Origin of the sequence: Blastococcus sp. PRF04-17 (assembly GCF_023016265.1) — a bacterium.
Classification (GTDB): Bacteria; Actinomycetota; Actinomycetes; order Mycobacteriales; family Geodermatophilaceae; genus Blastococcus_B.
In genome coordinates this window covers 2455808-2468841 of record NZ_CP095412.1, presented here as the reverse complement: position 1 = coordinate 2468841, position 13034 = coordinate 2455808, and the positions used below count along the sequence as shown (strand labels likewise).

10 protein-coding genes are annotated in these 13034 nt (G+C 74.3%); 5 read left to right on the top strand and 5 right to left on the bottom strand.

All coding sequences use genetic code 11. From position 1 onward, the window contains the following. Window positions 1-246: 246 nt before the first annotated feature. Window positions 247-495, bottom strand: a complete 249-nt coding sequence (locus tag MVA48_RS12535) for a DUF6458 family protein (protein ID WP_246980805.1) — start codon at window positions 493-495, stop codon at window positions 247-249. Window positions 496-767: 272 nt separating this feature from the next. Here MVA48_RS12535 and MVA48_RS23470 point away from each other — a divergent pair, with 272 nt between their 5' ends. Then, window positions 768-899, top strand: a complete 132-nt coding sequence (locus MVA48_RS23470) for a hypothetical protein (RefSeq protein WP_256461066.1) — start codon at window positions 768-770, stop codon at window positions 897-899. A gap of 65 nt (window positions 900-964) precedes the next feature. Continuing rightward, entirely contained in the window at window positions 965-3949 is a 2985-nt protein-coding gene (locus MVA48_RS12530; protein WP_246980804.1) for a helix-turn-helix transcriptional regulator, read from the top strand. Between the two features lie 214 nt (window positions 3950-4163). Here MVA48_RS12530 and MVA48_RS12525 read toward each other — a convergent pair whose 3' ends face one another. Next, window positions 4164-5849, bottom strand: a complete 1686-nt coding sequence (locus MVA48_RS12525) for a DEAD/DEAH box helicase (protein ID WP_246980803.1) — start codon at window positions 5847-5849, stop codon at window positions 4164-4166. 289 nt (window positions 5850-6138) lie between these two features. Here MVA48_RS12525 and MVA48_RS12520 point away from each other — a divergent pair, with 289 nt between their 5' ends. Beyond that, complete coding sequence (locus tag MVA48_RS12520; protein ID WP_246980802.1) at window positions 6139-6543, top strand: hypothetical protein; 405 nt, start codon at window positions 6139-6141, stop codon at window positions 6541-6543. Window positions 6544-6570: 27 nt separating this feature from the next. Here the strand turns inward: MVA48_RS12520 and MVA48_RS12515 are convergent, their stop codons facing one another. Together MVA48_RS12515 and MVA48_RS12510 are read right to left on the bottom strand one after the other, a co-directional pair. After that, complete coding sequence (locus tag MVA48_RS12515) at window positions 6571-7701, bottom strand: DUF3592 domain-containing protein (protein WP_246980801.1); 1131 nt, start codon at window positions 7699-7701, stop codon at window positions 6571-6573. Window positions 7702-7745: 44 nt separating this feature from the next. Next, window positions 7746-11738: a DNA repair helicase XPB gene (locus MVA48_RS12510; protein ID WP_246980799.1), complete on the bottom strand. Its 3993-nt coding sequence runs from the start codon at window positions 11736-11738 to the stop codon at window positions 7746-7748. Window positions 11739-11788: 50 nt separating this feature from the next. Between MVA48_RS12510 and MVA48_RS12505 the strand changes: the two genes are divergently transcribed. Together MVA48_RS12505 and MVA48_RS12500 are read left to right on the top strand one after the other, a co-directional pair. Further along, on the top strand, window positions 11789-12304 hold the full coding sequence (locus tag MVA48_RS12505) for a hypothetical protein (protein WP_246980797.1): 516 nt from the start codon (window positions 11789-11791) through the stop codon (window positions 12302-12304). A 111-nt stretch (window positions 12305-12415) separates the two neighbouring features. Continuing rightward, window positions 12416-12631, top strand: a complete 216-nt coding sequence (locus MVA48_RS12500; protein WP_246980795.1) for a hypothetical protein — start codon at window positions 12416-12418, stop codon at window positions 12629-12631. Window positions 12632-12680: 49 nt separating this feature from the next. Here the strand turns inward: MVA48_RS12500 and MVA48_RS12495 are convergent, their stop codons facing one another. Next, the gene (locus tag MVA48_RS12495) at window positions 12681-13001 is read right to left on the bottom strand and encodes a hypothetical protein (RefSeq protein WP_246980793.1); all 321 of its coding nucleotides are present in this window, start codon (window positions 12999-13001) and stop codon (window positions 12681-12683) included. Window positions 13002-13034 lie beyond the last annotated feature (33 nt).

Below are 13034 nucleotides of genomic sequence, written 5' to 3'. Positions count from 1 at the left end.
CCTCCGGGCCCCACTCGGCCCGACGCGAGTCGTCCTCGGGGCGGAGTAGCCTCGTGGATGTCCGGGCCGGGTGCATCGTGCCCCCGGGTGCCATTTGGTTACCGCCTTCACGGACTACCGCCCCGACCTCGGTCGGGGGCCTGGAGCCGTGTTGTGCATCTCGCCGCGAGGCGGCCGTCATCCGGTCCGGACCCCGAACGCACGAGAGCCCCCGTCCGGCCGGACGGGGGCTCTCGACGTGCGGGGTCAGTAGGTCTCGTCGGTGGTGGTCCGCTGGACCGGGCCGGACGCCGGCGCGCCGTACCCCTCGGTCTGGGTGACGCGACGGCGGGAGCGAGGGCCCCACACGGCCATCTCCAGCACGATGCCCAGCGCGCCGACGATCATCAGGATCCAGCCGACCACCTGCAGGTCGACACCGCTCACGTCGACCCGCAGCGCGAAGGTGAGGATCGCGCCGAGGGCGAGCAGCACGATGGCAGTTCCGAGCCGCATCTCTTGACTCCCTTCATCACGGTTCCGCCTGCCCTGCGGGCGTGCCGGACCGGCGGCGGTCGCCGCAGGTGGGGCGTGCCCCGGACCGGTCGGTCCAAACCGGCCGCCACCCGCCCCATCCCTCCATCGGGTGTACCTAAGGGGCTGGTCACAGCCTCAGATCCGCCGGGACGGCGAGAACTGCGTGATCGCCCGATGCCGGGCGCACCACCTCAGCACGACCGTGGTCCCCGTCGCCAGGAGCCGCCTGGCACACCCGAGAGGACACGGCGATGACGCTGCACTACAGCAACCCGGCACTCGACGCGGAGCTGGCGTACCGGCGCGAGGTGCTCAAGGCTGCCGGTCGCGGCACCCGCACCACCCGCGGCAGCTGGTTCCGCAACCGGCGGCGGGCGCGCTGATCGCGCCCGCCGCCCCGGCGGGCACCGGGCCCGGCCCGTCAGTGGTCCGTGCCACGATCGACGACGTGCCACGCTGGGACGACGCGCCGCTCGTGGGGCGGGCAGAGGAGCTGGCCCGCCTGCTGGCGCACGTCGACCGCGCGGCCGCGGGGCGGTCCACCGCGGTCCTGCTGGCCGGCGACGCAGGGGTGGGCAAGACCCGCCTGCTCGACGAACTCACCACGCGCGCCGCCGACCGCGGGGTGCGGGTGCTCACCGGCCACTGCGTCGACCTCGGCGACGTCGGCCTGCCCCACCTGCCCTTCGTCGACCTGCTGCGGCCGGTGGCGGCCGATCCCTCGCTGGCGCCGAACGCTGCGGCGAATCCCGTGCTCGCGGCGCTGCTGGCCGGGCGCCCGGTGTCGGTCCCGGCGGTGGCGGAGGGGCGCGATCTGAGCCGGCCGCTGCCGCACCGCGCGGCGCCGCAACCGGTCGACGACGGTCGGCTGCAGTTGTTCGAGTCCGTCGCCGGGCTCATCTGCGAGCTGGCGTCCTCCGGGCCGCTGCTGGTCGTGCTGGAGGACGTCCACTGGGCCGACCGGTCCAGCCGCGACCTGCTGCGCTACCTCCTGGCCCGGCTGTCCGACGAGCCGGTGGCCCTCGTCGCCTCCTACCGGGCCGACGACCTGCACCGCCGGCATCCCCTGCGGCCGCTGCTCGCCGAACTGGTGCGGCTGCCGAGTGTCGAGCGCCTCGAGCTGAGCCCTCTGCCCGACGCCGAGGTCCGGGCACTCGTCCGCCGCCTCGCCGGGCACGCCGGGTCGCTGTCCGAGTCCACGATCGCCGACGTCGTGGCCCGCGCCGAGGGGAACGCCTTCTACGCGGAGGAGCTGCTGGCAGCGGGGTTGCACGGCCAAGCGCTGCCGCTGGCCCTGACCGACGTCCTGCTGGCCCGCGTCGAGCAGCGCTCGCCCGCGGCCCAGCAGGTGCTGAAGATCGCGGCGGTCGCCGGTCGCCGGGTGCGCCACGAGCTCGTGGCCGCCGTCGGCGGGCTGGGCGACGCCGATCTGGAGGCGGCGCTCGCGGAGTCGGTGCACCACCACCTGCTGGTCATCTCGGACGACGGTCGCTACCGCTTCCGGCACGCGCTGCTGCGCGAGGCGGTGCTCGCCGACCTCCTGCCGGGCGAGCGGGTTCGCCTGCACGCGGCCATCGCCGCCTACCTCACCGCCCAGCCCGGCGCGGGCACGGCCGCCGAGCTCGCGCACCACGCGCGGGAGAGCAACGACCTGCCCGGCGCCTTCAGCGCCTCCCTGGAAGCCGCGGCCGCAGCCCGTGGTCTCGGTGCGCCCGCCGAGCAACTGCAGCATCTCGAGGGAGCTCTGGCACTGTGGTCGGCCGTGCCCGACGCCGCGGACCGCGCCGGCCGCGACCAGGTGGCGCTGCTGCTGGAGACCGCCGCCGCGGCGCGGATGGTCGGGGAACCGCAGCGTGCCGTCGCGCTCCTGCGGTCCGCCCTCCAGGTGCTCGGCCCCGATGCCGACCCGGCCGTGCGGGCGCGGGTCCACTACACGCTGGCCCAGGCCATGGTCCGGGTCAAGGACGTCGCCGGTGCGTACCGGGAGAGCGCCGCGGCCATGGCACTCGTGCCGGCGCAACCGCCGTCGAAGGAGCGCACGTGGGCCGCGGCGACCCACGCGCGGATGGCCTACTCGGTCGGCGCGATGGAGGAGGCGGAGGCCGCCGCCGAGGAGGCGCTCGCCGCGGCCGACGCGCTGGGCTTCGACGGCGCCTGGTCGGACACCGCGGTCACGCAGGTCCGGGCGCGGCCCGGAGCCGACCCGGCAGTGGTGCGTGCCCGCCTCGACGAGGCGCTGGACCGGGCCCGTCGGTCGGGCGACGTCGAGGTCGAGATGCGGGTGCTCTACAACCTCGCCACCGTCGCTTTCGAGGCGGGCGACATCGACCGGACACTGAGCTGGACCCGGCGGGGCACAGCGCGGGCCCGTGACCTGGGGGCCGAGTGGTCCTACTACGCGGCCGAGGTGCGCCACCTGCACGTGACGGCCCTCTACATGACCGGCGCCTGGGACGAGAGCCTGGCCGAGGCCGACGTGCTGGCCCGGGTGCCGGAGATGTCGGCGCACGTCCGGGCCGACGGGCTCCTCGTCCTCGTCGGGCGGGGTGACCCCTCGGCCCGCGAGCGCGTGGAGTGGGCTCGGGGGCTCATCCCACGGCTGAGCGCCCACATCCTGCTGGACCTGGTCACGGCGGCGTCGGAGGTCGACCTGGCGGCGTGGGAGGGCGACGCGCGGACCGCGGTCGACGTCGCGCGCGCGACCTGCCGGCGACTGCAGCAGGAGTGGGACGACGACCACCTCGGCGTGCTGCGCCTCGTCGGCACTGCGCTCCAGCCGGTGGGGGACGCCGCGGCCGCGGCCCGCCGGACCGGCGACACGGTGGGCGCCGGGGGGTGGGTGGAGGCGGGGCAGGAGCTCCTCGACGCCGCCGGTTCCGCGGTCGAGGTCTACGAGCGCAACTACGGCGCCACCATGGGCGTGGAGGCGCAGGCCTGGCAGGCACGGGTGGCGGCGGAGGGCGCCCGGCTGCACGGGGACACGGCGGTCGGGTTGTGGCGCGCCGCGGTCGACGCGTTCGCCTTCGGGCACGTGTACGAGGAAGCGCGTTCTCGGTGGCGGCTGGCCGAGGCGCTGCTCGCGGCGGGGGAGCGTGAGGAGGCCGCGGTCGAGGCGAAGGCGGCGCACGAGGTCGCGGTGCGCCTGGGCGCCGCGCCACTGCGCGAGGCGGTCGAGGCACTCGCCCGGCGGGGCCGGCTCGACATCGGCGTGGCTGCGGCCCGTCCCGCCGACGCGTCGGTCGTGTTCACCCCGCGCGAGATCGAGGTGCTGGCCCGGCTCGCGCAGGGCCGGACGAACCGGCAGATCGGTAGCGAGCTGTACATCAGCGAGAAGACGGCCAGCGTGCACGTCAGCAACATCATCGCCAAGCTCGGCGCCAGCAGCCGGACGGAAGCGGTGGCCATCGCCGCCCAGCGCGGCCTTCTGCCCTAGCTGCCGCAGATCGCGCCGAGTGAGGCCCGGAGGGCTTCGCGCAGGCGCGATGGAACGGCTCCGCGGTCATGGGGACGGCTCCTGGCCGCGGTGCGATCCGGAGGATCGCGATGTCACAGCATCGTGCGGAGGCGCTCGCGGCGGGCGCGGAGGACGTCCACGGAGGCGGACGCCGACGGCGGGCCGGGCACCGACTGCCGCAGCTGGGTGTGGATCACCGCGTGGGGCTGCGAGCTGCGAGCGGCCACCCGTGACACCAGGCGGTTGATCTCCCGGCGGAGCTCCGCGGCGTCGCGCCACGACCGGCCGGCGTCGTCCTCGTCGGGGTGGTCCTCGACGAGCATGAACTCGCCGCCGTCCTCGGTCCGGTGGGACTGCGCGATGCGCAGCCGCAGCTCGTCGTCCCGCTTCGCGAGCAGCTCGGCGGTCTGGGCGGGTGTGAGCAGGCCGGGGATGCCGAGGAACTCCTCGTCCTCGGGCTCGACGAGGACCGGGCCCGAGCCCTCGCCGGTGTGCGCCGTCCCGCTGTGCAGGACGTGCGCGAACCGGGCGTCGGCCTCGAGCGCCTCCACTGCGTGAGCCCGTCGGGATCCTTCTCCTTGGGCGGCAGCGGCTCGAGGTCCAGCTCGTCGCCCTGCTCGGTCTTGGGCGGCGGCATGACGTGGTTGCGCTGCTCCTCCATGGCGGCGGCCAGCGCCAGCAGCGGCCGGACGGCGGGCAGGAAGACGGTCGCCGACTCGTGGGACGCCCGCGCGCGGACGACGCGGCCCACGGCCTGCGCGAAGAACAGCGGCGTCCGGTACGAGGTCATCCAGGCCAGGACGGCGGCCCGTGGGACGTCCACGCCCTCGGAGATCATCCGCACGCACACCGCGATGCGGGCCGAGCCGACCGAGAAGCGCTCGATCTTCTTCGACGCCTTCGGGTCGTCGGACAGGATCAGCTCCGGCGCCTTGCCGGTCACGCGCCGGACGATCTTGGCGTAGGCGCGGGCGTCGTCCTGGTCGCTGGCGAGGATCAGCCCGGCGGCGTCCGGCATGCCGTTCTCGCGCAGGTGACTGATCCGGTCGTCCATGGCGGCGATGACGTGCGGCACCCACTGGCCCTTCGGGTCCAGCGCGGTGCGCCAGGCCTGCATCTCCACCGACCGGGTGCCCGCCTCCGACAGCGACGCGGCGACCACTTCACCCGCGGAGTTCCGCCAGCGGGAGGTGCCGGTGTAGGCGGCGAAGACGACCGGCCGGACCACGCTGTCGGCCAGCGCCTCCTTGTAGCCGTAGGTGTAGTCGGCTCGGCTGACCAGGCCGATCCCGCCCTCGCCGTCGTCCCCTTCGAAGCTGTCCTCCTCGTAGCGCACGAAGGGGATGCGCTCGTCGGCCTTGGTGCGGAACGGCGTTCCGGTCAGGCAGAGCCGGCGAGCGGCGAAACCGAAGGCCTCCTCGACCGCCTCGCCCCACGAGAGACCGTCGCCGGCGTGGTGCACCTCGTCGAGGATCACCAGCGTCTTGACCGCCGTGGCGCGGGCCGCGTGCAGCATCGGCTTGCCTGCGACCTGCGCGTAGGTGGTGACGTAACCCTGCGTGCCGGCGCGCACCGGTCCGACGGCGTTGGTCAGGTTCGGGTCGAGCACGATGCCCATCAGGTCGGCCGCCTCGGCCCACTGGAGGCGCAGGTGGTCGGTCGGGGCGACGACGACGATGCGGGCGACCTCCCGTCGCTGCAGCAGCCGCGCCGCCAGCGTGAGGGCGAAGGTCGTCTTGCCGGCGCCCGGGGTCGCGGTGACCAGGAAGTCCTTCGGTGACTGCTGCTCGTAGCTCTCGAGGGCCGCCTGCTGCCAGGCCCGGAGCGGTCGGCTGGACGTCTGCGGGCTCGAGGCCGCCGCTCGTGTTGAACTCCCCATGTCGGGAGCCATTCTGCGTGGCCCGGGGGAGACACGCCCAGCGGTCGCCTGCCGCGCGCCCCGGTCGCCGCCACGTATGGCCGTCCGCGCGTACCGCGCTGACCTGCAGAAAGACGGTCGTCGCGCGGCGGGTGTGGCGATCGTCATGTCCGGAACGGACCGGCTCGTCACTCCCGTCGGTCACGGGACTCCCAGATGTCCCGGAGGGAGGCGGAGCGGTCGGCCACGGCATCCGGAGGCGCGACGGGAAGGGGACGCTTCGTGACTCGCCCACCTACCGTGTGGCCGCATGACCCGGTTCGTGATCGACGCGGCCACGCTGCTGCGCCTGGTGGCCGACGGGCTGACCGTGGCGCCTGAGCACCAGCTGGTCGCCCCCCAGGGACTCCGCTCACACGCGCTGGACCTGCTCTACGCCGCCGTGCGGCGTGGGGAGCTGACCGAGGAGGAGGCGTTGGACCGGCACGAGGCGATGACCGGCATCAAGGTGCGCCTCCTCGGCGACCGCGTCTCCCGGGCCGTCGCCTGGAAGATCGCGCGGGAGCACGGCCTCGACTCGACGAGTGCTGCCGAGTACCTGGCGCTCACCCGGCTGCAGGCGGACTTCTTCGTCAGCGTCGATCCCGCAGCCCGCGCCAGGGCGGACGGCGTCGTCCCGGTCGGCACCGTGGACCAGCTGCTCTCGGCGGAATGAGCACTCGTCCACTGTTCGTCGGCGGAGTCAGCGGCGCCGCGCGAGAACCAGCACCCTGCCCGGATCAGGGGAGAAGACGGCGGTGGCCCCGTCGGACACCCACCAGGCCAGCTCGTCCTCGGCGGCCCCGGTGGGATCGTGCCCTGCCCAGTGTGGCAACCACAGCCAGTACCGACCGGTCCGCCAGTCGGAGCCGTCGACGGTGGTGAATCTCAACCGGTCCTGCAGGTCCGTGACGTCCACCCGTACCCGCGCCCAGGAACGGGAGTCCAGCAGGCGCGACATGTCCTGGGACCTGGTCAGTCGGACGAACCCGAAGGGCGCCAGGAGGGCGAGAACCAGCGCCGGCACCAGGACCCACCCCGTCCAGTCCGGTCCGTACAGCGCGTCATCGATGATGAAGCGGTCGGGATCGGCGGGGTCGTACCAGACGTCCACGACGTCGCCCGCCACGTAGTCGGCCGCGAAGCCCCCCAGAGTCACGTCGCGGGACTCCGTGGAACCTCCAGCGGTGAAGCGCACCGAGGCTGCGCCGTCGCTCCACTTCGAGTCCGGCTCCACCCACTCGACGGTCCCGACCGTGGTCACCCCGGTCCGCCGTAGCTCGTCGTCTGCCCCGATGTCCACGGAGAAGGCGACGACGACCCCGCCGATGCCCACCGCACCCAGGCCGGCGAGCGCCCATGCGCGCCGGCGGGCCTGCCGCATCGCGGTGGCCGTGCGGGGGTCTTCGAGCGCGCGGCCGAAGCCCTCAAGCGCCGTCCGCGTCTCCAGCTCCGGGGCGGACCTCAGGCGTCGTCGCCACGCGAGCTGGACGAGTCGCCCCCCGCCGAGGATCGACGGCGGCAGGCCGACGGCGAGCCCCATGCCCACGTAGGTCCCCGTGAGCGTCGGCTCGCCGGCGTCCGGCCACCCCGACACCCGGACCTCGAACCGGCTGCCCGGCGGCTCGTCATGGCAGTCGGACTCCCCGCTGAGCCGACGCCCGGACGGGTCCTCCCAGACGACGTCGCAGAAGCCGGCGCCGGCCCCGTCGGTCACCGTGACGGTCGCCCAGTAGCCGGTGAGGAACAGACAGCCGACGAGGAGCATCCAGAGGCTGCCGAGCGTCAGGAACCCGATCGCCCACCAGGGACGTCGAGATGAACCGGACCGCACGGGCAGAGGATCGGCGGACGGCGGTTCCACTGGAGCCGAGTCAGTCAGTCGGCCGGCCCGTCCACCCAGTCGGGGCCGTTGACCTCGCCGATGCCGGCCAGGTCGGCGGCGTCGACGATCGTGTACGCGTACCCCTGCTCGGCGAGGAAGCGCTGCCGGTGCGCGGCGTACTCGGAGTCGAGGGTGTCGCGGCTGACCACCGTGTAGAAGTGCGCCTGCCGGCCGTCGGCCTTGGGGCGCAGCACCCGGCCGAGCCGCTGCGCCTCCTCCTGTCGCGAGCCGAACGTGCCCGACACCTGGACGGCGACGGCGGCCTCCGGCAGGTCGATCGAGAAGTTCGCGACCTTGGAGACGACCAGCGTCTTGATCTCCCCGGCGCGGAAGGCGTCGAAGAGCTTCTCCCGCTCGCGGTTGGTGGTGGATCCCTGGATCACCGGGGCGTCGAGTGCCCGGCCGAGTTCCTCGAGCTGGTCGAGGTAGGCGCCGATCACCAGCTTCTGCGCGTCGGGGTGCCGGTCGAGCACGCGGCGGATGACCGGAAGCTTGGACGCGGCGGTCGCCGCGATCCGGTACCGCTCCTCGGGCTCGGCGACCGCGTAGGTCATCCGCTCCTCGTCGTCCAGGGAGACCCGCACCTCGATGCACTCGGCCGGTGCGATGTATCCCTGCGCCTCGATGTCCCGCCAGGGCGCGTCGTAGCGCTTCGGTCCGATCAGCGAGAAGACGTCGTCCTCACGACCGTCCTCGCGGACCAGCGTGGCCGTGAGGCCCAGCCGGCGGCGGGACTGCAGGTCGGCGGTCAGCCGGAAGATCGGCGCGGGCAGCAGGTGCACCTCGTCGTAGACGATCAGACCCCAGTCCTGGGCGTCGAACAGGTCCAGGTGGCGGTACTCGCCCTTCCGGCGGGTGGTGATCACCTGGTAGGTCGCGATGGTGACCGGGCGGATCTCCTTGCGCTCGCCCGAGTACTCGCCGATCTCCTCCTCGGTCAGCGACGTGCGGGCGATCAGCTCGCGCTTCCACTGCCGTCCGGCGACGGTGTTGGTGACCAGGATCAGCGTGGTCGCCTTCGCCTCGGCCATCGCCGCGGCACCGACCAGCGTCTTCCCGGCCCCGCAGGGGAGGACGACGACGCCCGAGCCGCCGGCCCAGAAGCCCTCCACCGCCTCCTGCTGGTAGTCGCGCAGGTGCCAGCCGGACTGGTCGAGCTCGATCGGGTGCGCCTGGCCGTCGACGTAGCCGGCGAGGTCCTCGGCCGGCCAGCCGACCTTGAGCAGCGCCTGCTTGAGCCGGCCGCGCTCCGACGGGTGGACGACGACGGTGTCCTCGTCGATGCGGGCGCCCAGCATCGGGGCGACCCGCTTCGAGCGGACGACCTCCTCCAGCACCGCCCGGTCCGACGTGGTGAGCACCAGCCCGTGCACCGGGTTGTTGGCCAGGGTCAACCGGCCGAAGCGGTCCATCGTGTCGGCGACGTCGACCAGCAGCGCGTGCGGCACCGGGTAGCGGGAGTAGCGCACCAGCGCGTCGACCACCTGCTCGGCGTCGTGCCCCGCGGCGCGGGCGTTCCACAGCGCGAGCGGCGTCACCCGGTAGGTGTGCACGTGCTCGGGGGAGCGCTCCAGCTCGGCGAACGGCGCGATCGCCGCGCGGCAGTCCTTCGCCAGCGGGTGGTCGACCTCGAGCAGCAGGGTCTTGTCCGACTGGACGATGAGGGGACCGTCGGTCACGGATGGCCTTTCCGGCAGGGGGACAGCAGGGGGTTCACAGAGCTCAACCGCCGTCGGCGGTCGAGGCTTCCTCCTCGACGAGGGCGACGGAGGTGATGCGGTGCACGGCGAACGTGCTGTTCTCGCCGCGGCGCTCGTCGTACCCCTGGAGGAAACCACCGACCAGTGACACGGGGCGGACCACGCGCTGGCTGCCGCTCCCTGGGCGTCGACGTAGCCCAGCCAGATCGGCAGGCCGGCGCTGACGGCGCGGGACAGCAGCTCGAGAGTGCTCGCAGTGGTGACGCCGGGGATCTGCCGCACCGCCTCGCCCCGCCGCGCCGACAGCGCCGCGTCGCCGGCCCGCATCTGGCGGACCGTCGCGTCGAGCTCGTCGTCGTTCAGCGGCCTCGGGGCGGGCGAGTGCTCGGCCCCGGGACGGCGCCCTGCGGCGCGCGGACGAGCCGGCGGCCGGGTGAGTACGGCGCCGCCCGGGTTCTCTCCGGCCGGTGCGTAGCCGGCCTCGCGCAGCGCGGTGAGCACCTCGTCGGCGCCCAGCCCGCTGACCAGCACGCCGGGTGCGAGCCGGCGCAGCTCGGCCGCCGCCGTCCGCCGGTCGTTGAGCACCTGCGAGAGCAGCCCGTGGTCGTCGGAGCGGACGTAGGACTCGATCGCACCGACCCGCAGCCGGCCGTGCTGCCGCGCCACGTCGTCGATCAGGTAGTCCAGCGCCTGCGGCACCGGGGTGCGCGACGAGCGGGCGAAGAAGTCGTGCAGGTCGGCCGCCGACCAGCCGGCGTCCAGGGCGCGCCGGACGCTGGACTCCGACACGCGGAACACCGTCGCCCCGCCCGAGGACTCGACGTCGGCGACCACGGCCAGGGTGTCGGCGAGCTCGGAGACGAGCGGACCCGGAGCGACCAGCGAGAGGTCCGGCTGGGCGAGCACGTGGTCGACCGGGGCGGGCAGCAGGCCCCGCATGCCGTCGGCGGCGCCGTCCTCGCCGGAGCTCAGCAGCCCGCGCCCGGCCGTCGACAGCACACCGCCGACCAGCACGCCGAGGCGGGCGGCCTCGCTGAGCATCGCCGGCACCGGCGCCAGCCGGTCGGCGCGCCGCGGGGTCCGCCACCGCAGCAGCGAGACGAGGTCGTCGGGCGCCAGGCCCGAGCCGGCCGGGTAGTCGGCGAGCAGGGTCAGCGCCGAGCGCCTGATCGCCGGAGCGGTGTGCCGCACCAGGTCCGGCGAGAGCGGGTTCGCGGCCTTGCCCGCGACGTCTCGCTGGCCGACGAGCGAGGGCAGCCGGGTCGCGGCCAGCCAGCCGGCCGCCAGCACCGCCCAGCGGTCGGCCAGGTCCTGTTCCCGCCAGAGGTCGTAGGCGCGGGTGGGCAGCCACTCGTCGCGGTGCGCGCCGCCCACGTCGAGCAGTCCCGCCGCGTAGGCCAGCTCCAGCAGCCAGCCGGCCTCCGGCTCGGGCACGTGCAGCTCCCGCGCCAGCCGCTTCTGGTCCCGCACCCCGACACCGCCGCTGCGCAGCAGACCGGCGGGCTCCTCCTCGAGCAGGGCGAGCAGCTCGCCGATCCGCCCCACGCTCTCCAGCGCCGCGCCCGCGGCCCGGCGGTCGGTGGTCGCGGTGTCCGACCTGGTCGCGGCCGGTTCCGGACGCAGCCGCGGCGGTCCGTACGGGTGCCCGCCGCGCAGCTGCAGCCCGAGCTCCCGCGGGAGCTCGACGTTGAGGGCGTCGATGCGGGCGAGCAGGCCCTTCTGCAGCAACCGGCGAGCCGGGGTCCTCGCGCCGTCGGACCCCGTGTCGGGCAGATGCCCCACGGGCCGCTCCCCGGCCAGCCGCTCGAGCACCTCCCGTTCGTCGGCCTCGAGCTCGGCCACCGCGGCCGCCAGGTCGGCCGGCAGCTGCAGCCGCAGCTCGGTCGCGCGCCGGCCCAGGCCCGCGGGGTAGCGGACGCCGCGGCGCACCGGATCGGGGGCTCGCAGGACGTCGTCCCCCCACAGCAGCGCCCGGCCGGTCAGCCGGTCCAGCGACGTCGCCAGGACGGCGTCCGGCACGTCGGGCAGCGCGGCGGCCACGTCGCCGGCCGTCATGCCGTCGGTCTGGGCCAGCAGGACGACGTCCAGGACCTGCAGTGTCGCGGCGTCCAGTTCGTCGAGGGCGCGGTCGACCGACACGGGGACGGCGAGCCGGCTGGCCAGGGCCACCAGGTCCGAGGGCGCGGGGCGGGCCACGTCGGGACGGGCCACCAGCAACGCGCTCAGCTGCTCGTCGCTGCGGGTGCGCAGCCAGGCCGCGAGCGTGGCGGGAGGTTCCGTGGGCATCCGGTCCACGCTACGACGTCCCTGCCATCGGCTGCTGAGAGCATGGGCAGATGGACCCCCAGACCCGTGCCGCTCTCGACGGGTACCAGGCGGGCGCGCTGCGCTGGCTGGCCGGCGGGGTGATCGCCGTCGTCCTCGGCGTCCTGCTCGGCGTCGCCACGGTGGCCGTCGTCAGCAGCAGCGGGCAGCGCTACCCCGCGGTGGGTCTGGTGGTGGTCGCGCTGGTGTTCGTCGGCCTGGTCGCGATCGCCGCGGGGGCCGGTGCGCTGCTGCGGACCGTGCGGTGGCGCCGCGCCCTGCAGCGGACCGTCTGGCAGTACGGGCGGCTGCGGATCGCCGGTCCGGCGATCATCGCCTTCGAGCCGGCCGGCTACGACGAACTCGACCCGGACGACGAACCGGTGCGGTTGAAGCTGCTCAGCACGGCCGTCTGGCGGACCCGCGCGGTGCAGGCGCTGGACGGCGCCGAGGTGCGCGCCGCGCCCGTGGGCGACCGCCAGTGGGTGATCACCGCCGACGGCCTCGAGACCGTCTACGGCGCCGGTGTGGTCACCCGCAGCAGATGACCCGCGCCCTCACGGGGGAGAGTGCGTGCGCGTGGGTAGGGGTGCACGAGAAGATGACCCCAGACCGAGCAGCACCGTGCAGACGCAGGTGCACCTGGACACGGAGGCGACATGGCCAAGCGCAAGACGCGCAACCCGCACGAGGTGGAGCCCACCTGGGGACAGTCGGACGACGGCGGCCCGCCGCTCACCGAGCTCACCAGCGTGAGCGCCGGCGCGCTCTCGCCGTTCGGCGAGGACCACAGCTTCCCGCTGCCGCCGCACCGGATCCGCTACGCGCACCCCACCGACAAGCCCAACCGGGCCGGCATCCAGCTCGTCGACTGAACCTCGGTGGAGTGCCAGGGCGCGGAAAACGCGCCCCTGGCACTCCACCTCAGGCCTTGGCCTTGGACGTCGGGGTCAGCCGGACGATCAGCTTCGAGACCAGACTGCCCAGCACCACCCAGACCAGCGCGGCCAGCCCGGCGTTGATGGCCTCGGCGATCTTCGGGTCCGAGGGCGTGAACAGGTCCTTGGTGAACCAGCCGAACGTGTTGCGCCAGTCGGCGGCGAACTGGACCAGCCCGTTGCGCGGGTTGGCCTCGAAGAGCACGAACACCGCGTAGACCACGATCACCGCGGCGATGACCGAGCAGACGACGCGGACGATCGTGGCGAGGAGCGAGAAGATGCGGGCGGCGCCGTTGCTGGCCATGCCCGCATGATCCAACAGCGGGCCGTCGTCCGC